General features: G+C 74.5%; 18 protein-coding genes and 2 rRNA genes. 16 read left to right on the forward strand and 4 right to left on the reverse strand.

Annotated features, from left to right (window positions below; genetic code table 11):
* The 3 genes from AB0K43_RS12705 to AB0K43_RS12715 all read left to right on the forward strand — a co-directional run.
* Positions 1 to 93, forward strand: a 23S ribosomal RNA gene (locus AB0K43_RS12705); the annotation flags it as partial.
* 138 nt (positions 94 to 231) lie between these two features.
* A 5S ribosomal RNA gene (rrf, locus tag AB0K43_RS12710) occupies positions 232 to 348 on the forward strand.
* Positions 349 to 2,075: 1,727 nt separating this feature from the next.
* Entirely contained in the window at positions 2,076 to 2,978 is a 903-nt protein-coding gene (locus tag AB0K43_RS12715) for a hypothetical protein (RefSeq protein ID WP_363639065.1), read from the forward strand.
* A gap of 74 nt (positions 2,979 to 3,052) precedes the next feature.
* Here the strand turns inward: AB0K43_RS12715 and AB0K43_RS12720 are convergent, their stop codons facing one another.
* Positions 3,053 to 4,426, reverse strand: coding sequence for a DUF1015 domain-containing protein (locus tag AB0K43_RS12720; RefSeq protein ID WP_363638804.1), 1,374 nt, complete (start codon positions 4,424 to 4,426; stop codon positions 3,053 to 3,055).
* Between the two features lie 97 nt (positions 4,427 to 4,523).
* Here AB0K43_RS12720 and AB0K43_RS12725 point away from each other — a divergent pair, with 97 nt between their 5' ends.
* The 3 genes from AB0K43_RS12725 (at position 4,524) to AB0K43_RS12735 (ending at position 7,592) form a co-directional block, all read left to right on the forward strand.
* A complete protein-coding gene (locus AB0K43_RS12725; RefSeq protein ID WP_363638806.1) occupies positions 4,524 to 5,042 on the forward strand; it encodes a tetratricopeptide repeat protein in 519 nt (172 codons plus the stop codon).
* A gap of 42 nt (positions 5,043 to 5,084) precedes the next feature.
* Positions 5,085 to 6,128, forward strand: a complete 1,044-nt coding sequence (locus AB0K43_RS12730) for an HAD-IIA family hydrolase (protein WP_363638808.1) — start codon at positions 5,085 to 5,087, stop codon at positions 6,126 to 6,128.
* A 78-nt stretch (positions 6,129 to 6,206) separates the two neighbouring features.
* Positions 6,207 to 7,592: a VWA domain-containing protein gene (locus AB0K43_RS12735; RefSeq protein WP_363638810.1), complete on the forward strand. Its 1,386-nt coding sequence runs from the start codon at positions 6,207 to 6,209 to the stop codon at positions 7,590 to 7,592.
* A 38-nt stretch (positions 7,593 to 7,630) separates the two neighbouring features.
* Here the strand turns inward: AB0K43_RS12735 and AB0K43_RS12740 are convergent, their stop codons facing one another.
* Entirely contained in the window at positions 7,631 to 7,978 is a 348-nt protein-coding gene (locus AB0K43_RS12740) for a sterol-binding protein (protein ID WP_363638812.1), read from the reverse strand.
* A gap of 258 nt (positions 7,979 to 8,236) precedes the next feature.
* On the opposite strand from AB0K43_RS12740, the gene AB0K43_RS12745 reads away from it, so the two are divergent.
* From AB0K43_RS12745 to AB0K43_RS12765, 5 genes are all read left to right on the forward strand, one after another.
* Positions 8,237 to 9,082, forward strand: coding sequence for a histone H1-like repetitive region-containing protein (locus AB0K43_RS12745; RefSeq protein WP_363638814.1), 846 nt, complete (start codon positions 8,237 to 8,239; stop codon positions 9,080 to 9,082).
* Positions 9,075 to 9,257: a hypothetical protein gene (locus tag AB0K43_RS12750; protein ID WP_363638816.1), complete on the forward strand. Its 183-nt coding sequence runs from the start codon at positions 9,075 to 9,077 to the stop codon at positions 9,255 to 9,257. Before AB0K43_RS12745 ends, AB0K43_RS12750 begins: the two co-directional genes overlap by 8 nt.
* Before the next feature lie 38 nt (positions 9,258 to 9,295).
* Positions 9,296 to 10,102, forward strand: a complete 807-nt coding sequence (locus AB0K43_RS12755) for a TlyA family RNA methyltransferase (protein ID WP_363639067.1) — start codon at positions 9,296 to 9,298, stop codon at positions 10,100 to 10,102.
* Positions 10,103 to 10,195: 93 nt separating this feature from the next.
* Positions 10,196 to 11,098, forward strand: coding sequence for an NAD kinase (locus tag AB0K43_RS12760; protein ID WP_350635920.1), 903 nt, complete (start codon positions 10,196 to 10,198; stop codon positions 11,096 to 11,098).
* A 96-nt stretch (positions 11,099 to 11,194) separates the two neighbouring features.
* Positions 11,195 to 12,334, forward strand: coding sequence for a nucleotide disphospho-sugar-binding domain-containing protein (locus AB0K43_RS12765; protein WP_363638818.1), 1,140 nt, complete (start codon positions 11,195 to 11,197; stop codon positions 12,332 to 12,334).
* A 34-nt stretch (positions 12,335 to 12,368) separates the two neighbouring features.
* On the opposite strand, the gene AB0K43_RS12770 is transcribed toward AB0K43_RS12765, so the two are convergent.
* On the reverse strand, positions 12,369 to 13,868 hold the full coding sequence (locus AB0K43_RS12770) for a PLP-dependent aminotransferase family protein (protein WP_363638820.1): 1,500 nt from the start codon (positions 13,866 to 13,868) through the stop codon (positions 12,369 to 12,371).
* A 157-nt stretch (positions 13,869 to 14,025) separates the two neighbouring features.
* Between AB0K43_RS12770 and AB0K43_RS12775 the strand changes: the two genes are divergently transcribed.
* The 3 genes from AB0K43_RS12775 to AB0K43_RS12785 all read left to right on the forward strand — a co-directional run bounded on the left by AB0K43_RS12775 (position 14,026) and on the right by AB0K43_RS12785 (position 17,882).
* Positions 14,026 to 14,682, forward strand: a complete 657-nt coding sequence (locus AB0K43_RS12775) for a hypothetical protein (protein WP_363638822.1) — start codon at positions 14,026 to 14,028, stop codon at positions 14,680 to 14,682.
* A 75-nt stretch (positions 14,683 to 14,757) separates the two neighbouring features.
* Positions 14,758 to 16,491, forward strand: a complete 1,734-nt coding sequence (recN, locus tag AB0K43_RS12780) for a DNA repair protein RecN (protein WP_363639069.1) — start codon at positions 14,758 to 14,760, stop codon at positions 16,489 to 16,491.
* A 230-nt stretch (positions 16,492 to 16,721) separates the two neighbouring features.
* On the forward strand, positions 16,722 to 17,882 hold the full coding sequence (locus AB0K43_RS12785) for a glycosyltransferase family 4 protein (RefSeq protein WP_363638824.1): 1,161 nt from the start codon (positions 16,722 to 16,724) through the stop codon (positions 17,880 to 17,882).
* Between the two features lie 10 nt (positions 17,883 to 17,892).
* Here AB0K43_RS12785 and AB0K43_RS12790 read toward each other — a convergent pair whose 3' ends face one another.
* Positions 17,893 to 19,848 carry a glycoside hydrolase family 15 protein gene (locus AB0K43_RS12790; RefSeq protein ID WP_363638826.1) on the reverse strand — a complete coding sequence of 652 codons (1,956 nt, stop codon included), beginning with the start codon at positions 19,846 to 19,848 and terminating at the stop codon, positions 17,893 to 17,895.
* Between the two features lie 693 nt (positions 19,849 to 20,541).
* On the opposite strand from AB0K43_RS12790, the gene AB0K43_RS12795 reads away from it, so the two are divergent.
* Together AB0K43_RS12795 and AB0K43_RS12800 are read left to right on the forward strand one after the other, a co-directional pair.
* Positions 20,542 to 22,218: a CTP synthase gene (locus AB0K43_RS12795; protein WP_363638828.1), complete on the forward strand. Its 1,677-nt coding sequence runs from the start codon at positions 20,542 to 20,544 to the stop codon at positions 22,216 to 22,218.
* A 116-nt stretch (positions 22,219 to 22,334) separates the two neighbouring features.
* Positions 22,335 to 22,979, forward strand: coding sequence for an NUDIX hydrolase (locus AB0K43_RS12800; protein ID WP_363638830.1), 645 nt, complete (start codon positions 22,335 to 22,337; stop codon positions 22,977 to 22,979).
* Positions 22,980 to 23,057 lie beyond the last annotated feature (78 nt).

Below are 23,057 nucleotides of genomic sequence, written 5' to 3' on the forward strand. Positions count from 1 at the left end.
GGCTCCCAGTAGACGACTGGGTTGATAGGCCGGATATGGAAGCCTCGTGAGGGGTGGAGTTGACCGGTACTAATAGGCCGAGGGCTTGTCCTCAGACGCTCGCGTTCACTGTGTGGTTCCCGGGTAGCGAACAGCTATCGCCGGCGAATCCGCCCAATATTTGGCTCAGGCCAATGGGCAAAGAAACACTTATCAATTGAAGAGTGTGTTTCGCTGAATACCCGATAGGGTTTCGGTGGTCATAGCACGAGGGAAACGCCCGGTCACATTCCGAACCCGGAAGCTAAGCCTCGTAGCGCCGATGGTACTGCAGGGGGGACCCTGTGGGAGAGTAGGACGCCGCCGAACAATTATTCAAAGGCCGCGGCCCCAGCGATTCGCTGGGGCCGCGGCCTTTTTTGTTTTTCACAGCTCATGGAGTACACCGGCAAGGCCGGTTTGGCCCGCACGCGGGCTCGGACCGGATGCCGGACAATAGAGGTGGTGTGCGGTCAGGCGGCCGGCACCAGGATGCGATGACGCTGGTGCCCTTCCTGGCAGCGGCGGCAGAGGTCGAAGCAGCAGACAGAGGAGTCACCAGGATGTCGAACCCGCCCCAGGACCGTCCGGAGCGTCGATCGGACGAGGGCCGCGGTTACGAGCCCCGGTCGCGTGGAGGATCGTCGAACGACCGCGGCCCGCGCCGTGACGACCGTGATGACCGTCCGCGTCGGGATGACCGGCCGTCGTACGGTGACCGTGACCGTGGCAGCCGTCCGTCCTACGGTGACCGCCCCTCCGGTGGCGGCTACCGCGGTGGCGGCGACCGCCCCTCGGGTGGTGGCTACCGGGGCGGCGGCGACCGCCCCTCCGGCGACCGTCCGTCCGGTGGCGGCTACCGCGGTGGCGGCGACCGTCCGTCCGGTGGTGGTGGCTTCAACCGTGATGACCGTCCGCGTCGGGACGACCGGCCGTCGTACGGTGACCGTGACCGTGGCAGCCGTCCGTCCTACGGTGACCGCCCCTCCGGTGGCGGCTACCGCAGTGGTGGCGACCGCCCCTCCTACGGTGACCGTCCGCGCCGCGATGACCGCCCCTCCGGTGGTGGCGGTTTCAACCGTGACGACCGTCCGCGTGGCGACTTCCGCCGCGACGACCGTCCGTCCGGTGGTGGTGGCTTCAACCGCGATGACCGTCCGCGTCGCGACGACCGGCCGTCCTACGGCGACCGTGACCGTGGCAGCCGTCCGTCCTACGGTGACCGCCCCTCCGGTGGCGGCTACCGCAGTGGTGGCGACCGCCCCTCCTACGGTGACCGTCCGCGCCGCGATGACCGCCCTTCCGGTGGTGGCGGTTTCAACCGCGATGACCGTCCGCGCCGTGACGACCGGCCGTCCTACGGCGACCGCGACCGTGGTGCCCGTCCGTCCTACGGTGACCGCCCTTCCGGTGGTGGCGGTTTCAACCGTGATGACCGTCCGCGCCGTGACGACCGGCCGTCCTACGGCGACCGTGACCGTGGCAGCCGTCCGTCCTACGGTGACCGCCCCTCCGGGGGTGGCGGTTTCAACCGTGACGACCGTCCGCGCCGCGACGACCGGCCGTCCTACGGCGACCGTCCGCGCCGCGATGACCGCCCCTCCGGTGGTGGCGGTTTCAACCGTGACGACCGTCCGCGTGGCGACTTCCGCCGCGACGACCGTCCGTCCGGTGGCAGCTTCAACCGCGATGACCGTCCGCGTCGAGACGACCGACCGTCCTACGGCGACCGCGACCGCGGTGCCCGCCCCTCCTACGGCGACCGCCCCTCCGGTGGCGGCTACCGCAGTGGTGGCGACCGCCCCTCCTACGGTGACCGTCCGCGCCGCGACGACCGCCCCTCCGGTGGCGGCGGCTACCGCAGCGGTGGCGACCGTCCGTCGGGTGGCGGCTACCGTGGCGCCGGCGACCGCGGTGCCCGTCCCTCCTACGGTGACCGGGACCGCGGCGGCGACCGTGGCGGCCGCTTCGAGGGGCGTCGTGACGACCGTCGGGACGACCGCCGCGACGGTGGCGGCTACGACGACCGCCGGGGCAACTTCGAGCCCGTCCGGCGGCTGCCGATTCCGGAGGACGTCACCGGCTTCGAGATCGACGCGGATGTGCGCCAGGACCTGAAGAGCCTGCCGAAGACCCTCGCCGACGACGTCGCCCGCAACCTGGTGATGGTCGCCCGCCTGCTCGACACCGAGCCGGAGGAGGCCTACAACTACTCGCGGGTCGCCCTGCGGCTGGCGTCGCGGGTCGCGTCCGTCCGGGAGGCGGCCGGCTTCGCCTCGTACATGACGCAGCGTTACGCCGAGGCGCTCACCGAGTTCCGGGCCGCGCGCCGGATGACCGGCCGGGCCGACCTGTGGCCCGTGATGGCCGACTGCGAGCGTGGCCTCGGCCGCCCGGAGCGGGCGCTGGCGATGGCCGGCGAGCCCGAGGTGAAGCAGCTGGACAAGGCCGGCCAGGTCGAGATGCGTCTGGTCGCCGCGGGCGCCCGCAGCGACCTGGAGCAGTACGACGCGGCCGTGGTGACCCTGCAGAGCCCGGAGCTCGCCTCCAGCGCGGTGCACCCGTGGACCGCCCGCCTGCGGTACGCCTACGCCGAGGCCCTGATCGCGGCCGACCGTGCCGACGAGGCCCGCGACTGGTTCGCCAAGGCGGCCGAGGCGGACACCGACGGTGCGACCAACGCCTCCGAGCGGCTGGCCGAGATCGACGGCCTGGAGTTCGTGGACACCCTCGACCCGGAGCTGGTCGAGGACGAGGAAGGCGCCGAGGACGTGCGGGGCGACGAGCCGGCGGCCGAGCCGCGGGCCAAGTCGGTCGCGCCGGACGAGGTCGGCGACGACCGGGTGATCTACGAGGACGACGAGGACGTCGAGGAGTACTACGACGAGGACGACCTCGAGATCGACGAGGACGAGGACGACGAGGCCCGCCCGGCGCGCTCCGAGGACGAGCGCCGCTGACCGGCACCCCCGCCCTACGCCGAAGGCCCCATCGCACCCGCGGTGGGGCCTTCGGCGTACGCCCGTCCGGGCGGTCAGCCGAGTTCCAGGCTCCGGAGCACCAGGCCGGTGGCCGGCTTGGGGCCGAACGAGGTGGACTTGCGCGGCATGGTGACGCCCTGCTCCGCCAGTCGCCGCACCACCCGCTCCTCCACCGGGTGCAGCAGCACGGCGGTGCCGCCGGAGCGGGCGGCCTCGCGCTCGGCGCCCTCGGCGGAGTGCAGGTAGCCGATGTCGTCGGGGCCGTCGGGGATCCGCCAGGTGTGGTCCAGCAGGGTCGCGTGCAGCACGGTGGCATCCAGGTGGCGCCACTCCTGCGGCCGGTCGGTGCGGACGGTGGCGGCCAGCAGGGCCTCGTCCGGCTCGCCGGCCAGCCAGAAGGTGCCCCCGCCGGCCGTGAGCAGGAAGGCGTTGCCGCCGTGCCGCTTGGCCTCCGCGAGCGCCTCCAGCGCCGCCGGCAGCGGGCCGGGGACCTCCTTGACCTGCCAGTGCTCGGCCAGCGCCGCCAGCGCCTCGGCGATCGGCAGGCGGTACAGCACCCGGTGGATGGCCCGGACCTGCAGCGGGTAGCGGGCGGTGTCGACCAGCAGCACCAGGCCGCGGTCCCAGGGGCTGCGGGGAAGGTGGCGGTGCTCGCGCTGGAGCCGCAGGTACATCTCCCACCGGTGGTGGCCGTCGGCGATCAGCGCCCGGCAGGTGCTCAGGTCGCGGCTGACGGTGGCCAGGTCGATCGGCGAGGTGACGGCCCAGAGCCGGTGGTCGGTGCCGTCCGAGGTGGTGGTGGACAGCAGCGGCTCGTCCTGCACGGCCCGTTCGACGACCAGGGCCGCGCCGCCGTTGCCCCGGTAGGTGAGCAGCAGCGGTTCGAGGTTGGCCTTGGTGGTGCGCATCAGGCCGACCCGGTCGGCCACCGGTCTGGGCATCACGTCCTCGTGCGGGAGGACCACGCCGGCCTCCCGCCCGCTCACCGCGAGGGCGCCGATCAGTCCGCGCTGCAGCACGCCGCCGCCGGGGGCGCCCGGCTCGTGGGTGCGCTGCTCGTAGACGTACAGGGCGGGGTGCGGGTCCGGTGCCAGGATGCCCTCGCGCTGCCACTGGGCGAGCAGGCGGGCGGCGTGCCGGTAGCGGGTGTCGCGGTCGGGCCGGTCGCCGCTGTCCTCGGGCTCGGGGCGCGGCAGGATCAGCCGGACGATGTTGTGGGGGTCGCCGGTCTCCAGGTCGAGCCGCCGGTTGGGGTCGACGACGTCGTACGGGGGCGAGGTGACCGCGGCGAGCGTGCCGACCCGGTCGGGGACGTAGCGCAGGCCGCGGAAGGGGTACAGGGAGAGGCCTGCGGTGGCGACGTGCCCGGGGTCCCCGGGGCCGCCGGTCGCAGGCTCGGCGCCGCTTTCGGCACTGGGTGCACTCATTGTGGGCATGTTAGTCGGGGTATGGGTGTTGAGTGATCGAAAGTGCTCGGTGCCGCTCAGCCGGATCGAGCCGGGAGCTCCGGGAACGAGGTACGGCATGAGTGGTGGGCAGGAGCGGCCGTCCGGCGACGACAGGGACGGCCGGACGGAGGTGCCCGTCCCGGGGGAGCCCGAGGGCGACGTGTACGACTGGTACCGGCGGGGTGTCCGGCTGCTGGACGAGCGCCATCCGGCGGCCGCCGTCCAGCTGCTCTCCCGGGCGGCGCAGCGCGAGCCGCAGTCGCTGAGCATCCGGGAGGCGCTGGCGCGGGCGCAGTTCGACGCCGGCGCGTACCGGGAGGCGCTGGAGAACTTCCGGGCGGTGGCGCTGGCCGATCCGTCCGACGACTACGCTCAGTTCGGTTGGGGCGTGGCCGCGGCCCGGACGGGTGACTTCGAGAGCTCGGCCGAGCACCTCGCCCTGGCCGTCGCGATGCGGCCGGGGAACGCGCACTACCGCTCGGCGCTCCGGCAGTCCAGAGCCACTCTGGCGGCCCGGGCCGGTGCGTACGGACCGCTGCAGCCCGGTGCACCGGGCTACCTCGCCCCGCCGGAGGACGAGAGCGGCGCCCGCTGAGCCCGGCCGGGCGGCGGGGACGACGGAACAGGGAGAGCCCGCATGACCAGCACGGCAGTCGGCACCGCACGAACCGCGCCGGGTGGCAGCGACCGCCCGCTGACCGAGGCGTACGACGTCGCGCTGCTCGATCTGGACGGCGTGGTCTACGCGGGCCCGCACGCGATCGAGCACGCGGTGGACTCGCTGGCGGCCGCCCGGGAGGCCGGCATGCGGTTGGCGTACGTGACCAACAACGCCTCCCGGCCGCCCCGGGTGGTGGCCGAGCACCTGACCGAGCTGGGTGCGCCGGCCGAGGCCTCGGACGTGATCAACTCCGCCCAGGCGGCGGCCCGGCTGATCGCCGGGAAGGTGCCGGCCGGGTCGAAGGTGCTGGTGGTGGGCGGTGCCGGGCTGGTCGAGGCGCTGGCCGAGCACGGCCTGGTGGCGGTCGGCTCGCTGGACGAGGAGCCGCTGGCGGTGGTGCAGGGCTACGACCCGTCGGTGGGCTGGCAGCAGCTCGCGGAGGCCTCCTACGCGGTGGCGAAGGGGCTGCCGTGGGTGGCCTCCAACACCGACCTGACGGTGCCGACCGCGCGCGGCATCGCGCCCGGGAACGGCACCCTGGTCGCGGCCGTCCGGACCGCCACCGGGGTGGAGCCGGAGGTGGCGGGCAAGCCGCTGCCGCCGATGCACCGGGAGACCGTGCTGCGGACCGGGGCGAAGCGGCCGCTGGTGGTCGGCGACCGGCTGGACACCGACATCGAGGGCGCCCACAACGGCGGGGTGGACAGCCTGCTGGTGTTCACCGGCGTCACCACGCCCGCGCAGCTGCTGGCCGCCGAGCCCAGGCACCGGCCCACCTACCTGGCGGCCGACCTGCGCGGCCTGCTGACCGCGCAGCCCGCGGTGGCCGCCGGGGCGGACGGGGAGCACCGCTGCGGCGGCTGGAGCGCCCGGGTGCTGGACGGCACGCTGCTGATCTCCGGCGACGGCGGGGACCGCTACGACGGGCTGCGGGCGCTGTGCGGTGCGGCCTGGACGGCGCTGGACCGCGACGGTGTGTCTGCGGACGGCCACAAGGCCCTCGCCGAGCTGGGCTTCTGAGCCCGGGGCCGCCGCGGCACGCTCGTTGACGGCCGATGCCCGTTCTGCCAGGTTGGGGCGGACCAACGAGGGGGAACCATGGCACGGACCGTACTGACCAAGGGCGCGAACGCCCCACTGCCCGGGGCGACGGTGACGGTGACCGTCAGCGCGACCGGGGTGCCGGTGGACGTCTCGGCCCTGCTGGTGGACGCCGGCGGGAAGGTGCGGGACGACCAGGACCTGGTCTTCTTCAACAACCCTTCGCGGGACGGGGTGTCGGTCGCCGGACCGGTGGTCACGGTGCAGCCGGGCGCGGTGCCGGCCGGGGTCGAGTCGGTGGTCGTGGTGGCCAGCGTGGACGTGGACCGGCCCGGGGTGGTGTTCGACGCCGCGGGGACACCGCGGGTCACGCTGGCCTGCGCGGGGACGGAGCTGGAGTTCGCGCCGCCCGCGCTGACCGGCGGCGAGACCATCGTGGTGCTGGTGGAGCTGTACCGGCGCGGCGCGGACTGGAAGGTCCGGGCGGTCGGGCAGGGCTACGCGGGCGGGTTGGCGGCGCTGGCCACCGACTTCGGCGTGGACGTCGGGGAGGCCCCGGCGGCCGCGCCCGCACCGCCGGTGGCCGCTGTGCCGCCGGCGCCCGTCGTGCCGCCCGGGTACGGGCAGCCCCAGCCGTTCGGCCAGCCTCCGGCGTACGGGCAGCCCCAGCCTCCGGCGTACGGGCAGCAGCCCGCCGGCTACCCGCCGCCGGTGCCGCCCGCTCCGGTGCCGGCCGGGCCGGCGCCCGCGATCAGCCTGGAGAAGGTGCGGGCGGCGGCGCCCGCGCTGCTGCAGAAGTACGAGTCGGCCGGGGTCTCGCTGGCCAAGCGGGGGATGACGGGGCACCGGGTCGCGGTGTACCTCGTGCTCGACTACTCGATGAGCATGAAGGGCTACTACGGCGACGGCAGCGTGCAGCACCTGGCCGAGCAGGTGCTCAGCCTGGCCGCGCACCTGGACGACGACGGCAGCGTCCCGCTGGTGCTGTTCTCCAACAAGGTCGAGCTGGTCACCGACATCCAGCTCGCGGGCCACCACGGGCGGATCGACGAGGCCCGGCGCTCGGTGCGGATGGGCGGCACCAGCTACGCGCCCGCGATGCAGGCGGTGCTCGACCTCCACCAGCGGCGTGGCGGCGGGGCCCCGGCCCTGGTGATCTTCCAGACCGACGGTGACCCCTATGACCGCCGGCCGACCCAGAAGCTGCTGAAGGAGGTGTCCGGGCTGCCGCTGTTCTGGCAGTTCGTCGGCTTCGGCAAGCGCGAGGACCTGACCTTCCTGGCCGGCCTGGACGACCTGGTGGGCCGGGTGGTCGACAACGCCGACTTCGTCGCGGTCGGCCCGCAGCCCCGGGCCTGGCCCGACGAGGCGCTCTACGACGCGCTGATGGCGGAGTTCCCCCGCTGGCTGGCGGAGGCGAGGGCGCGCGGCATCGTCCGCTGACGGGTGATCCGGGGCCCGGCTGGGTCCCGGCGGACCGCTCAGAGCAGCGAGCGCAGCCGGAGCAGGTCGCGGAAGCCGGCTTCCAGCCTGACCCGGCCGGAGGCCCAGGCGGTGGCGAAGTTGAGCCGGCCGCCGACCATCGCCACCAGGTCGTCGCCGGCCATCGCCAGCCTGATCTCGGCCCGCTCGGCCGGTGCCCCGGGGGCGCTGGTGATGTCCTGGATCCGGCCACCTCGCAGCCGCCCGGAGAAGGTCAGGTCCAGGTCGGTGATCCAGCAGCTCAGCGAGCGGTCGAGCTCGGCCGCCTTGCGCACGCCGCCCTCGGCCCGGGACATGTTGCGGCTGAGCTGCTCCAGGGCCTCGCGGCACTCCTCGATGCTGGCCATGGTCTTCGGCGGCTCCCGTCGGCTGCTGCTCTGCTGGGGTCGGTCGGCGGCCGGCCGTTGCTCGGCCGCTGGTCGGCGCCCCACGCTATCGCAGCGGGGCGGTCGGCCGATCGGCCCCGCAGGGGCGGGAAGGTGCAGCGGGCCCGGGGTACGAGGGGGTAGCGTCGGGGAGAGGTGGCGGGCCTCGAAGGGGCAGACAGGCCCTGGGCCGGGCCGCCGCGGAGCTGGGCGCCGGTCGGCGCCGGAGGAGGCGGGCGGATGCTGCGGGATGCGGTGCGGGGCGCGGTGGCGGTCGCCACGGCGGTCGCCGAGGAGACCGGCAGGCGGGTGCTGACCACGGCGACCGGACTGCTGGAGCGCGGTGGGGTGGACGTGGCGGCGGTGGAGCGGGTGATCGCCGAGCAGTTCCCGCCGTCCGGGCGGTCGTTGCAGAGCCTCACCCAGGAGGCGTTCACCGTCGGCCGGGCCGGGGTGGATCTGGCCGTCGGGGTCGCCCGGAGCGAGGCGGAGCGGATCTTCGAGCGGGTCGGCGACCAGGTGATGAAGGTCGGGGTGGTGCTCAGCTTCCTGGAGAGCCAGCTGCGGGACACCGAGGAGCAGCCCGTGGCCGAGCAGCCGGACGGCCGGGCTCCCGGCAGGCCGGCGCCGCGGGCCGAGGGCCTGTTCGAGGCGGGCTGGGACGACGAGGAGTGGGGCGGCGCCGCGGAGGAGGTCCCGGCGGACGCCTGGGCCGTCCCGGAGCCGGCCGAGCCGGTGACCGAGGCCCCGGCCCGGCCGGCGTCCGCGAAGAGCACGCCCACCGCGAACGGCAGGGCGGCGGGTGGGAGCAGCGCAGCGGCCGCGGGGAAGGCGCCGGAGGAGAAGGCGCCCGCGAAGAAGGCCAGCGCGAAGAAGGCCAGCGCGAAGAAGGCGCCGGCCGAGAACGCGGCGTCCGAGAAGGCACCGGCCAAGAAGACCACGACCAAGAAGACCGTCGCCCGCAAGACGGTCGCCACCGGCACCGAGGCCAGGAAGCCGGCCGCCCGCAAGGGCGCCGCCAAGAAGACCGTGGTGCGCAAGGCCACCTCCGCCCGGTCCGAGCCGGAGCCGGGCGCCGATGGCTGAGCCCGCGGCACCGTTCGAGGCGGCGGTCACGCCGACCGGTCATCCTGCCGTGGACGCGGCGCTCGGCCGGCTGGAGTCGCTGGACGGGGTGGAGACCGAGGCACACGTCGCGGTGTACGAAGATGTTCACCAGCGGTTGACGGACACCTTGGCCGCGCTCGACCACGAGCAGTGACCGCAGGAACAGCAGTAGGAGCTGAAGCACCAGTGGCAGTGGCACGACGCCGACTCGACGCGGAGCTGGTCCGCCGCAACCTGGCCCGTTCGCGGGAGCACGCCAGCGAGCTGATCGCGGCCGGCCGGGTGACGGTCGGCGGCGCCACCGCGACCAAGCCGGCCACCCAGGTGGAGACCTCCGCCGCGGTGGTGGTGGCCAAGGACGACAGCGACCCGGACTACGTCTCGCGCGGCGGCCACAAGCTGGCCGGCGCGTTCGCCGCCTTCGTCCCGCAGGGGCTGGTGGTCGAGGGCCGGCGGGCGCTGGACGCGGGTGCCTCCACCGGCGGCTTCACCGACGTCCTGCTGCGCTCCGGCGCCGCGCACGTGCTGGCCGTGGACGTCGGCTACGGGCAGCTGGCCTGGTCGCTGCAGAGCGACGAGCGGGTCACCGTGATGGACCGGACCAACGTCCGCGAGCTGGGCCTGGAGCAGATCGGCGGGACGGCCGTCGACCTGGTGGTGGGCGACCTCTCGTTCATCTCGCTCGGCCTGGTGCTGCCGGCGCTGGCGGGCTGCTGCGCGGCCGACGCCGACCTGGTGCTGATGGTCAAGCCGCAGTTCGAGATCGGCAAGGATCGCCTCGGCAGCGGCGGGGTGGTGCGCAGCCCGCAGCTGCGCGCCGAGACGATCCGTCAGGTGGCGGCCCAGGCCTGGGAGTCGGGCCTGGGCGTGCGGGCGGTGACCGCCAGCCCGCTGCCGGGGCCGTCCGGCAATGTCGAGTACTTCCTGTGGCTGCGCCGGGACGCGCCGCCGCTGGATCCGGCCGAGGCGGACCGGGCCGTGCAGGAGGGCCCCCGATAGGGTGCTCGGCAGACGTCCGAGCGCCGCGCGCACGGCCGCGGCCGGGACCGGGTCGAGGGCGAGCCGGCAGACGTGAGGGAGAGGGCAGCGGGCATGAGTGACGGACGTACGGTCTTCCTGATCGCGCACACCGGACGGGAGGCCGCGCTGCGCAGCGTCGAGGCGCTGGTGCACGGCCTGCTGAAGGCCGGGATCAGAATCCGGCTGCTGGCCTCCGAGGCGGTCGACCTGGACCTGCCGGAGGGCGTCGAGCGGGTCACCGGTGGGCCGGGTGCGGCGGCCGGTTGCGAGCTGATCCTGGTCGCGGGCGGGGACGGCACGCTGCTGCGCGGCGCCGAGCTGGCCCGCGAGTCCGGGCTGCCGATGCTCGGCATCAACCTGGGCCGGGTGGGCTTCCTGGCCGAGGCGGAGCGGGACGACCTGGCGGTGGTGGTCGAGCGGGTGGTCGACGCCGACTACGAGGTCGAGGAGCGGATGACCATCGACGTCCTGGTGCGCACCAACGGCGATGTGGTGCACGAGGACTGGGCGCTGAACGAGGCCTCGATCGAGAAGGCGGCGCGGGAGCGGATGCTGGAGGTGGTCACCGAGGTGGACGGCCGCCCGGTCTCCAACTTCGGCTGCGACGGGGTGGTCTGCGCCACCCCGACCGGCTCGACCGCGTACGCCTTCTCCGGCGGCGGACCGGTGGTGTGGCCGGAGGTGGAGGCGCTGCTGATGGTGCCGATCAGCGCGCACGCGCTGTTCGCCCGGCCGCTGGTCACCTCGCCGGCCTCGGTGCTCGCGGTGGAGGTGCAGCCCAAGACCCCGCACGGGGTGCTGTGGTGCGACGGCCGGCGTTCGGTGGAACTCCCGGCCGGGGCACGGGTGGAGGTCCGCAAGGGCCGGATCCCGGTCCGGCTGGCGCGGCTGCACCGGGCCCCGTTCACCGACCGGCTGGTGGCGAAGTTCGCGCTCCCGGTGACGGGTTGGCGCGGGCGCTCGCAGACCCGCTGAGCCGATTGGCCTGAATCCGCTGCCGCGCGGCGGAACATGATGAGGTGTCAGATGCGTTCGACGGTGTACGGAGTTCCGTCGGACGAGGAGTAGCACGTGCGAGTTCTGTTCACCGGCCCGGGCGCGGCGGGCCATGTGTTTCCGATGGTGCCGACGGCCCAGGCGCTGCGGGCGGCCGGCCACCAGGTGCTGTTCGCCGGGGCGTCCCCGATCGACGTGCTGCGCGGCACCGGGCTGCCGGTGGCCGACGTCGGCGACGGTTCCACGGTGCTGGACGGCTTCCGCCGGGCGGCCGAGCTGGAGCCCGGCTGGGGCGAGCCGCAGTACGTCGCGGAGGGTCGTTCGCACGAGGAGTCGATCCGGCTGGCGGTGCTGGGCTTCGCCGAGCACGGCCGGTCGGCGGTGCCCGGGCTGCTGAGGCTGGCCGAGGCCTGGCGGCCGGACCTGCTGGTGCACGCCGCGTTCCAGGCGGCGGGGCCGGTGGTCGCCGCCGCGCTGGGGATCCCCTCGGTGGTGCACAACTTCGGTGTGATGCCGACGCTGGAGGTGGTCGACCGGATGGCCGGCCACCTGGGCGACCTGTACGAGGCGCACGGCCTGCCGGTCGGCCCCGGGCGGCGGACGGTGCTGGACGTGGTGCCGGCCGTGCTCGGCGGCTCCGGCGGCGGGCTGCGGGTGCGCTACGTGCCGTACAACGGCGCCGGCGAGGTGCCGCCGGACCTCGCCGGCCGGTCGGGGCGGCGCCGGATCGCGGTGACGCTGGGGACGGTGCTGACCGAGGTCGACGGGGTGCGGGCGATCACCGGGCTGGTCCGGCAGGCCGCCCGGGTGGACGCGGACTTCCTGCTCGCGGTCGGCGGTGCGGATCTGGGCGCCCTCGGCGAGCTGCCGGACAACGTCCGTCCGCTGCCGTGGGTGCCGCTGGCCGAGCTGCTGGACGCCTCCGACGCGATCGTGCACCACGGCGGCTCCGGCACCATGCTGACGGCCGCGGTGGCCGGGGTTCCGCAGCTGCTGCTCCCGCAGGGCGCCGACCACTTCACCAACGCCGACGCCGCCGAGACGCTCGGCTTCGCGCTGCGCTCGACCGGTGAGGGGGTCGACGCCGAGCTGCTGGAGCGGCTGCTGACCGACGAGGGGCTGCAGAAGGCGGCCACCACCGTGCGCGCCCAGATCGCCGAACTCCCCACGCCGGCCGAGCTGGTGGCCGAGCTGGAGGCCGTCGTCCGGCGCTGACCTCGGGCTGCCGGGGGGCGCCCCGCCGCCGCGCTCAGGCGGCGGACGGGGCGCTCTCGACCGCACCGCCGTACCCGCCCCGGGCGGCCTGCGCGGCGGCCTCGGCCAGCCGGGCGACCGCCTCCGGCGCGGCGGTGGGCGGGACGGTCAGCGGGATCCGGAGGTAGTCCTCGAAGGCGCCGTCCACCCCGAACCGGGCGCCGGCCGCGAGCCGGACGCCGGTGCGCTCGCCGGCCCGGGCGAGGGCGGTGCCGGACACCCCGCCGGTGGCCAGCCACAGGGCGAGGCCGCCGGGAGGCATGGCGAAGCTCCAGTCCGGCAGTCGCCGGCGGAGCTCGCCGGCCAGTGCCTCGGCGCTGGAGCGCAGCCGTTCGTGCTGGTGCGCGCGGACCTCGGGCAGCCGGTCGGTGAGCAGCGCGGCGGCGATCAGCTGGTCCAGCACCGGGGTGCCGATGTCGCTGAACGCCCGGTCCGCGGCCAGCTCCCTGACCAGGGCGGGGGTGGCGCGCAGCCAGCCGATCCGCAGGCCGCCCCAGAACAGCTTCCCGGCCGAGCCGACGGTGACCACCTGGGCCGAGCGGTCCAGCGCGGCCAGCGGCCGCGGGAGGGCGCGGTCCGGTACGCCCCAGCCGAGTTCGGCGGTGGTCTCGTCGACCAGCAGCACGGTGCCGGCGGCCCGGGCGTCGGCCAGCAGGCGCCGCCGCTGCTCCTCGTCGATCAGCGCGCCGGTGGGGTTGTGGAAGTCGGGGATGACGTAGGCCAGCCGGGGTGCGGCGCCGCGCAGCACCCGCTGCCAGTCGCCCGGGCTCCACCGGGTGGGCCCGGCCGGGCCGTCGGGGCGGGCCAGCGGGACGGGGACCAGCCGGGCGCCGCCCCGGCGCAGGGCCTGCAGGGTGTGGGCGTAGCTGGGCGCTTCGACGGCGACCCGGTCGCCGCGGGTGAGCAGGGCCCGGCGGGCCAGGTGCAGGGCGCCCATCGCGCCGGTGGTGATCAGGATCTGCTCGGGGGTGGTGGGCAGTCCCCGCGCGGTGAAGCGGCGGGCCACGGCCTCCCTGAGCACCGGCACGCCGGTCGGGTAGTGCCCGTGTCCGGCGGCGTAGGCGGGCAGTTGCTCCAGGGCGCGGGCGGCGGCCTCGCCGAGGTACGGCTGCGGGGCGGGCAGTGCGGCCACGCCCAGGTCGACGGTGTCGGGCTGGTCCGGTGGCACGGGGTGCAGGGCGTCGGTGGGCGGCCGGCTGCCCTCGGGCAGCGCCGTCCAGCTGCCGGCGCCGCGGCGGCTGCGCAGGTAGCCCTCGGTCCGCAGAGCCTCGTAAGCGGTGGCCACGGTGGTGCGGCTGACGCCGAGCTCGGCGGCGAGCTCCCGCTCGGCGGGCAGCCGGGTGCCGACCGGCAGCCGGCCGTCGGCGACCAGGGTGCTGATCCGGTCGGTGAGCGTGCGGTAGGCCGTGCGGCGGCCGGGCCGCTCGGGCGGGCGGGCGGTGCGCAGCAGGCGGGCGAGGGCGGGCGGGGTGAGGGTGCTGTGCCAGTCGGTCATCGCTTCCGGTCCACTTTCCTCGGATTGGCCCTGTTTCGGCGTCGGGTGGCTCTCCCATGATGGCAGTGCGGCCCGCTCGGCCGCCATGCGGTCGACGCGGTCCGGGTCGCGGTTCGGGCCGCGGTCCGCGTCGCAGTCCACGTTGCGAGGAGATTCGATGGCCATCACCGCTTCCGGGCCGGCCTGGTCCGCCGACGCGCCCGCGCGCCGCCTGGGCCAGCTGCTGGTCGGGTTGGCGCTCTACGGGTCGAGCATGGCGCTGATGCTCCGTGCCTCGCTCGGCGCCAACCCCTGGGACGTCCTGCACCAGGGCCTGACCAGACACCTGGGCCTGAGCGTGGGTGCCTGGGTCACCATCACCGGTGCCTGCGTACTGCTGCTGTGGATACCGCTGCGGCAGCGGCCCGGGGTGGGCACGATCGGCAACGTGCTGGTGCTCGGCGCCGCGATGGACCTCACCCTGGGGCTGGTCGACCCGCCCTCCGGGCTGCCGGCCCGGGTGCTGCTGCTGGCCACCGGCATCGTGCTGAACGGCCTGGCCACCGGCCTGTACATCGGGGCCAGGCTCGGCCCCGGCCCCCGGGACGGCCTGATGACCGGCCTGCACCGCCGCACCGGCCGCTCGCTGCGGCTGATCCGGACCGGGATCGAGCTGGTGGTGCTGCTGGTCGGCATCGCGCTCGGCGGCACCTTCGGGGTGGGCACGGTGGCGTACGCGCTGGCCATCGGCCCGCTGGCGCAGTTCTTCCTGCGCTGGTGCACGGTGCCGGTGGCGGCCGCGGCGGGAGCGCCCGAAGCCGCCCGGAAGGGATGAACTTGGGCATCCGACCCCGCCGCTCGTCGCGCGGTGTGGGCAGAACCTCGTAAGGTCGTCTCCGTGTTGGACGAGATGCGGATACGAGATCTTGGTGTCATCGACGACGCCGTGGTCGAACTGGCTCCGGGCTTCACCGCTGTGACGGGTGAGACCGGGGCGGGCAAGACCATGGTGGTGACCAGCCTCGGCCTGCTGCTCGGCGGCCGGGCCGACCCCGGGCTGGTGCGGCGGGGTGCGGAGCGGGCCGTGGTGGAGGGCCGCCTCACGCTGCCCGCCGGCTCCCCGGTCGTCGCCCGCGCCCTGGAGGCCGGCGCCGAGCTGGAGGACGGTGAGCTGCTGGTCAGCCGGACGGTCTCCGCCGAGGGGCGCTCGCGCGCCCACGTGGGTGGCCGCTCCGTCCCGGTCGGCCTGCTCGCCGAGCTCGGCGAGGACCTGGTCGCCGTGCACGGCCAGACCGACCAGCAGCGGCTGCTGCGCCCCTCCCGGCAGCGCGGCGCGCTGGACCGCTACGCGGGCGAGCACGTCGCCGAGCCGCTGGCCCGCTACCGCGAGAGCTACCGCCGGCTGCGCGAGGTCTCCGCGACCCTGGCGGAGCTGACCACCCGGGCCCGCGAGCGCGCCCAGGAGGCGGACCTGCTCCGCTTCGGCCTGGAGGAGATCGCGGCCGCCGAACCGGTGGCCGGCGAGGACGCCGAGCTCGCCGCCGAGGCGGAGCGGCTCGGCCACGCCGACTCGCTCTCCTCCGCCGCCACCCTGGCGCACGCCGCGCTGGCCGGTGACCCGTCCGACCCGGAGGGGGTGGACGCCGGCACCCTGGTCGCCCAGGCCCGCCGGGCCGTGGACGCCGTCCGCCATCACGACGAGCGCCTGGCCGCCCTCTCCGACCGCCTGAACGAGGTCGGCTACCTGCTCGCCGACGTGGCCGGCGACCTGGCCGGCTACGCGGACGACCTGGACGCCGACCCGGTCCGGCTGGCCGCCGTCGAGGACCGCCGGGCCGTGCTGGCCCAGCTGCTGCGCAAGTACGCCGGGCCCGAGGGCACCCTCGCCGAGGTGCTCGCGTGGGCCGAGGCCGGCGCCGTCCGACTGCTGGAGCTGGACGGCGACGACGAGCGGATCGACGAGCTGGGCATCCAGGAGACCGAGCTGCGCGCCGAGTTGGCCGAGCTGGCCGCCGAGGTCTCGGCCGCCAGGTCCGCCGCGGCCGACAAGTTCGCCGCCGCGGTCTCCGCGGAGCTCGCCGAGCTCGCCATGCCGCACGCCCGGGTGACCTTCGCGATCGGCCAGAGCGAGGACCCGGCCGGGATCGAGGTCGGCGGCCGCACCGTGGCCTACGGCTCGCACGGCGTGGACGAGGTCGAGGTGCTGCTCGCCCCGCACCCCGGGGCCCAGCCCCGGCCGATCGCCAAGGGTGCCTCCGGCGGTGAGCTCTCCCGGGTGATGCTGGCCGTCGAGGTGGTCTTCGCCGGGGCCGACCCGGTGCCCACCTACCTGTTCGACGAGGTCGACGCCGGCGTCGGCGGCAAGGCGGCGGTGGAGATCGGCCGCCGGCTGGCCAAACTGGCCCGCAGCGCCCAGGTCGTGGTGGTCACCCACCTCCCGCAGGTCGCCGCCTTCGCCGACCGGCACCTGGTGGTGGAGAAGACCAACGACGGCACGGTCACCCGAAGCGGCGTCAAGGTGCTCACCGACGAGGAGCGGGTCCGCGAGCTCTCCCGGATGCTGGCCGGCCTGGAGGACTCCGAGCTGGGCCGGGCACACGCCGAGGAACTGCTCGCCGCAGCCCGCGCCCCGCGCACCGGCTGACGGACCGCCCGACCCCGGCCCTGGTCGACACCCCTGACCAGGGCCGGGGGACCCATCCGGCCCCGGACGTACGCCCATCCGCGACGCGCCCGCAGGCCCGGCCGACTGTCCAAGAACCCGCCCGACCTGGCATGGTGGCGGCTGGACATTGGCTTTCCAGTCCCGAGCGCCGACCCGAGGGCAAACCCTTCGGCGGCGTGAGTCGAGTGATCGAGTCGGAGCGAGACGACGTGGAGCATTCCGCCACCCGGGGCACCGCGGCCGCCCAGGAATCGGGGCAGCTGCAGGTGGTGCTCGTCCTGTCAGCGGCCACGGGCGGCATCGGAGCGCACGTCCGCTCCCTCGCCCAGGGCCTGGTCGCGCACGGTGTCGGGGTGACCGTCTGCGCGCCGGCCGGCACCGACGAGCTGTTCGGCTTCTCCCGGGCCGGCGCCCGGTTCCACCAGGTCGAGATCACCCCGACCGCCGGCGCCCGCAGCGATGCCGCCGCGATCGGGGAGCTGCGCCGGGCCTTCACCGGCGCCGACGTGGTGCACGCCCACGGCATGCGGGCCGGCCTGCTGGCCGATCTCGCGCTGCGCACCGCCGGCCGCTTCCCCGGGCTGCGCCCGCAGACCCCGCTGGTGGTCACCTCGCACCACGCGATGCTCTCCACCGGCATGGAGCGCCGGCTCCAGCGGCTGCTGGAGCGCCGGGTGGTGCGCGCCGCCGACCTGGTCCTCGGCGCCTCCTCCGACCTGGTCGCCCGGGCCCGCGAGCTGGGTGCCACCGACGCGCGGCTCGGCCCGATCGCCGCCCCGCCGATCCCGCCCGGTGAGCTGGACCGGCCCGCCGCCAGGGCGGCGCTGCTGGGGGAGCGGGCGGACTGCCCGGTGGTGCTCGCGGTCGGCCGCCTGGTGCCGCAGAAGTCCTTCGGGCTGCTGCTGGACGCGGCCCGCCGGCTGACCGCCCCCGAGCCGCTGATCGCGATCGCGGGCGACGGCCCGGAGGCGCAGGCGCTGCGCGAGCGGATCGCCGCCGACCGGCTGCCGGCCGAGCTGCTCGGCTACCGCACCGACGTGCCCGACCTGCTGGCCGCGGCCGACGTGGTGGTGGTCAGCAGCCGCTGGGAGGCCCGCTCGCTGGTGGTCCAGGAGGCCATGCGGGCGGGGGTGCCGGTGGTGTCCACCGCCGTCGGCGGGATCCCCGAACTGGTCGGCGACGCGGCCCTGCTGGTGCCGTACGGCGACCCGGCGGCGCTCGCCGAGGCGCTCGGCGAGCTGCTGGCCGAGCCCAAGCGCCGGGCCGAACTCGCCGAGGCCGGCCGCCAGCAGGCGGCCACCTGGCCGGACGAGGCCGCCACCGTGGCGCAGGTGCTGTCCACCTACGACGAGCTCGTCCAGCGCGGCTGACCGCCCTGGTCTACCGGGCGGCCGGCGCGGCGGAGCGCGGGTCCGGCTGGGGGGAGAGGTAGGCGCCGGCGGCCGCGGACAGCCGCAGCGCGGTGTCGATCAGCGGCACGTGGCTGAACGCCTGCGGGAAGTTGCCGACCTGCCGCTTCTCGCGCGGGTCCCACTCCTCGGCGAGCAGCCCGAGGTCGTTGCGCAGCGACAGCAGCTTGTCGAACAGCTCCCTCGCCTCGCCGACCCGGCCGATCATCGCCAGGTCGTCGGCCAGCCAGAACGAGCAGGCCAGGAACGCCCCTTCGTGCCCGGACAGCCCGTCGACGTTGTTGCCCTGGTCGTCGTGGGTCGGGTAGCGCAGCACGAAGCCGTCCTCGGTGGACAGTTCGCGCTGGATCGCCTCGATGGTGCCGATCACCCGCTTGTCGTCCGGCGGCAGGAAGCCGACCTGCGGGATGAGCAGCAGCGAGGCGTCCAGCTCCCGGCCGCCGTAGTACTGGGTGAAGGTGTTGCGCTCGGCGTCGTAGCCCTTCTCGCAGACCTCCCGGTGGATCTCGTCCCGCAGCGCCTGCCAGCGCTCCAGCGGGCCCTCGGCGGGGCTCTGCTCGATCAGCTTGATGGTCCGGTCGACCGCGACCCAGGCCATCACCTTGGAGTGCACGAAGTGCCGGCGCGGGCCGCGCACCTCCCAGATGCCCTCGTCCGGCTCGCGCCAGTGCTGCTCCAGGTACGTGATCAGCTTCAGCTGGAGCTGGTGCGCGTGGTCGTTGCGGACCAGGCCGGTCATGTGGCCCAGGTGCAGGGCCTCGACCACCTCGCCGTAGACGTCCAGCTGGAGCTGGCCGGCGGCGCCGTTGCCGACCCGCACCGGGGTGGAGCCCTCGTAGCCGGGCAGCCAGTCCAGCTCCGACTCGGTCAGCTCGCGCTCGCCGGCGATGCCGTACATGATCTGCAGGTTCTCCGGGTCACCGGCGACGGCCCGCAGCAGCCACTCGCGCCAGGCCTTGGCCTCCTCGCGGTAGCCGGTGCGCAGCAGCGAGGAGAGGGTGATCGCGGCGTCCCGCAGCCAGGTGTAGCGGTAGTCCCAGTTGCGCTCGCCGCCGAGGTCCTCGGGCAGCGAGGTGGTGGGGGCGGCGACGATGCCGCCGGTGGGGGCGTAGGTCAGTCCCTTGAGGGTGATCAGGGAGCGGACCACGGCCTCCCGGTAGGGGCCCTGGTAGGTGCACTGGCCGACCCACTCGTGCCAGAACCGGGCGGTGGCCGCCAGGGCGTCCTCCGGGTCGGGCGTGGCGGGTGCGGGCAGGTGCGAGGCCTGCCAGGTGAGGGCGAAGGCGATCCGCTCGCCCTCCTCGACGGTGAAGTCGGCGTAGGTGGTGAGGTCCCGGCCGTAGGTCTCGGCCCGGCCGTCCAGCCAGACCGAGTCCGGCCCGGCGACGGCGACCGTGCGGTGGCCGCCGTCGGACTGCTCGACCCGGTGCACCCAGGGCACGATCCGGCCGTAGCTGAAGCGCATCCGCAGCGCCGAGCGCATCCGGACCCGGCCCTTGACGCCCTCGACGATCCGGATCATCTGCGGCACGTCCGGGGTGCCGAGCAGGTGCCGGGGCGGCATGAAGTCGATCACCCGGACGGTGCCGCCCTGGGTGTCCCACTCGTTCTCCAGGATCAGCGAGTCGCCCCGGTAGCGGCGCCGGTCGCTGGGCAGCGCGGGGGCGGCGGCGGTGACCGGGGGCACCCGCAGGTCGCCGGTGTCGGTGAAGCCGCCGCCCGGCGGGGGCGGGGTCGAGGGGGTGCCCACCGGTTCGGCGGGGCCGATCCGCCAGAACCCGTGTTCATCGGTCCCCAGCAGGCCGGCGAAGACGGCCGGCGAGTCGAATCTGGGCAGGCAGAGCCAGTCGACCGCGCCGTCCCTGCTGACGAGGGCGGCGGTCTGCATGTCTCCGATGAGGGCGTAGTCCTCGATACGGCCGGCCACGTGGGTCTCCAGTTCGCAATATGTGCTCGGCGACGACCGACGGCGGAGCGCGGGATCTGCGGGGCCGGAGTGCTCGGGGCCGGGCACCGTGCAGGCCCCTGGGGGTGGAGGGACTCGTGGGGTGTCCGCACGGGCTCTGGTGGGCCCCTGGGGCGAGCGAGCTGAACTGGTACGGGAGGTTTCCGGTCGCGCATCGGGGACCGAGAGGCGTCGTCCGGACCCCCTCGCCCTCCGCGTGCTCTGCTGTCGGCGATGCGTCCGTGCAGGATACGTCGAGTGGCCGGGCGGGGGCACGCGGAGCGGCTCCCGTCCGGACGCACTCACACCAATAGATCAACAGTGACGTGGACCGGGGCAGCTGGAAATCACCCGGTCCGGCCATCCGGAAATGATCCTTCCGGGCCATGGGGTCGGCCCGGCGCCGCAGGCCGGGGGCTCGCCCGGAGCTGCCCCGGCCGGGCGCGCCGGACCCTCGCCGAGCGCGTGCCGTCCAGGGCACTGATACCCTGGTATCCCGTGGACTGGTGGGAAAAACCACCCCGGATCCGCCGACTCGACGACCCCGCCGGGCACCCCCCGGCCGAGCAACGTCCCCCGTCGCAGGGGGTCCGCTCCTCGTCGGTACGGACGGCGGAGCAGTCGGGTGAGCCCTCCACCGAGTCACTTCGACACGCGACCCACGGGAGCCCCCTCTTGGCACAGCCCCATTCCGGCAAGGCGGCCAGCAGCCGCGCCGTGACGACCAAGCACCTCTTCGTCACCGGGGGTGTCGCCTCTTCGCTCGGCAAGGGCCTCACCGCCTCCAGCCTCGGTGCGCTGCTCAAGGCCCGCGGCCTGCGCGTGACCATGCAGAAGCTCGACCCGTACCTCAACGTGGACCCGGGCACCATGAACCCCTTCCAGCACGGTGAGGTCTTCGTCACCGACGACGGCGCCGAGACCGACCTGGACATCGGCCACTACGAGCGGTTCCTGGACACCAACCTGCACGGCTCGGCCAACGTCACCACCGGCCAGGTGTACTCGACCGTCATCGCCAAGGAGCGCCGCGGCGAGTACCTGGGCGACACCGTCCAGGTCATCCCGCACATCACCAACGAGATCAAGTCCCGGATCCGCCGGATGGCGACCGAGGACGTGGACGTGGTGATCACCGAGGTCGGCGGCACCGTCGGCGACATCGAGTCGCTGCCGTTCCTGGAGGCCGTCCGCCAGGTCCGGCACGAGGTCGGCCGGGACAACGTCTTCTTCGTGCACGTCTCCCTGCTGCCGTACATCGGCCCCTCGGGCGAGCTGAAGACCAAGCCGACCCAGCACTCGGTCGCGGCCCTGCGCAACATCGGCATCCAGCCGGACGCCATCGTGCTGCGCGCCGACCGCGAGGTGCCGCAGGCCATCAAGCGCAAGATCTCGCTGATGTGCGACGTGGACGAGGAGGCCGTGGTCGCGGCCATCGACGCCAAGTCGATCTACGACATCCCCAAGGTGCTGCACGGCGAGGGCCTGGACGCCTACGTGGTGCGCCGGCTGGACCTGGCCTTCCGGGACGTCGACTGGACCGTCTGGGACGACCTGCTGCGCCGGGTCCACGAGCCCCAGCACATCGTCAAGGTCGCGCTGGTCGGCAAGTACATCGACCTCCCCGACGCCTACCTCTCGGTCACCGAGGCGCTGCGCGCGGGCGGTTTCGCCAACAACGCCCGGGTCGAGATCAAGTGGGTGGCCTCGGACGACTGCCTGACCCCCGAGGGTGCGCAGGAGCAGCTCGGCGACGTGGACGCGATCTGCATCCCCGGTGGCTTCGGCGACCGCGGGGTGGACGGCAAGGTCGCCGCGATCACCTACGGCCGGGAGAACCGGATCCCGCTGCTGGGCCTGTGCCTGGGCCTGCAGTGCGTGGTCATCGAGGCGGCCCGCAACCTGGCCGGCCTGCCGGAGGCCAACTCCACCGAGTTCGACGCGGCCGCCAAGTACCCGGTCATCTCCACGATGGCCGAGCAGCTGGCGATCGTGGACGGCAAGGGCGACCTGGGCGGCACCATGCGGCTCGGCCTCTACCCGGCCAAGCTCGCCGAGGGCTCGATCGTGCGTGAGGTCTACGGGGGCGAGCAGTACGTGGACGAGCGCCACCGCCACCGCTACGAGGTCAACAACGCCTACCGCGCCGACCTGGAGAAGACCGGCCTGCAGTTCTCCGGCCTGTCCCCCAAGGGCGACCTGGTGGAGTACGTGGAGTACCCGCGCGAGGTGCACCCCTATCTGGTGGCCACCCAGGCGCACCCGGAGCTGAAGTCGCGTCCGACCCGCCCGCACCCGCTGTTCGCGGGCCTGGTCGCGGCCGCGATCAAGATCAAGACCGACGCGCGGTAAGGCGTCGGAGCGCCGGACGGCGGTCGCACGGGATCCCCCGTGTGGCCGCCGTTCTGTTGTCGCCCCCCGGCTTCGATGGCATAGATTGTGTCGTACTGACGAAAAGGGGAGTCGCGATGACCGAGGTGCAGCAGCAGATCCGGGACCTGGCGGAGCAGTGGCCGGTCCGCTCCAGCGAGACCCCGTTCCAGGGCAGGGTCACCGGTGTGCGGACCGACGAGGTACTGATGCCCGACGGCAGCTACGCGCGCCGCGACTACCAGACCCACCCCGGCTCGGTCTCGGTGCTCGCCCTGGACGAGCACCAGCGGGTGCTGATCCTGCGCCAGTACCGGCACCCGGTGCGCCAGCGGCTGTGGGAGCTGCCGGCCGGGCTGCTGGACGTGCCGGGGGAGAACCCGCTGCACGCCGCGCAGCGCGAGCTGTACGAGGAGGCGCACTGCAAGGCGGGCGAGTGGCGGGTGCTGGTCGACTTCTACACCTCGCCCGGCGGCACCGACGAGGCGCTGCGGCTCTTCCTGGCCACCGACCTGGCCGAGGTCGAGGGCGAGCGCTACGCCGCGCACGGCGAGGAGCTGGAGATCGAGACGGCCCGGGTGCCGGTCGAGGAGCTGGTCCGGCTGATCCTGGCCGGCGGGCTGCACAACCCCACCCTGATCACCGGCACCCTCGCGCTGCACGCGGCGCTCAACGGCCCGGGTCTCGGCTCGCTGCGGCCGGCCGAGTCGCCCTGGCCGGCCCGGCCGTTCGAGACCGCCTGAGCGGCCTCCCGCCGGAGCGGCGAACCGGCGGCGGTTGATCCGGCGGGGTGATTTGCCGGTTGGTAGTACCGATGTCAG

Source organism: Kitasatospora sp. NPDC049258 (assembly GCF_040678895.1).
Taxonomy (GTDB): domain Bacteria; phylum Actinomycetota; class Actinomycetes; order Streptomycetales; family Streptomycetaceae; genus Kitasatospora.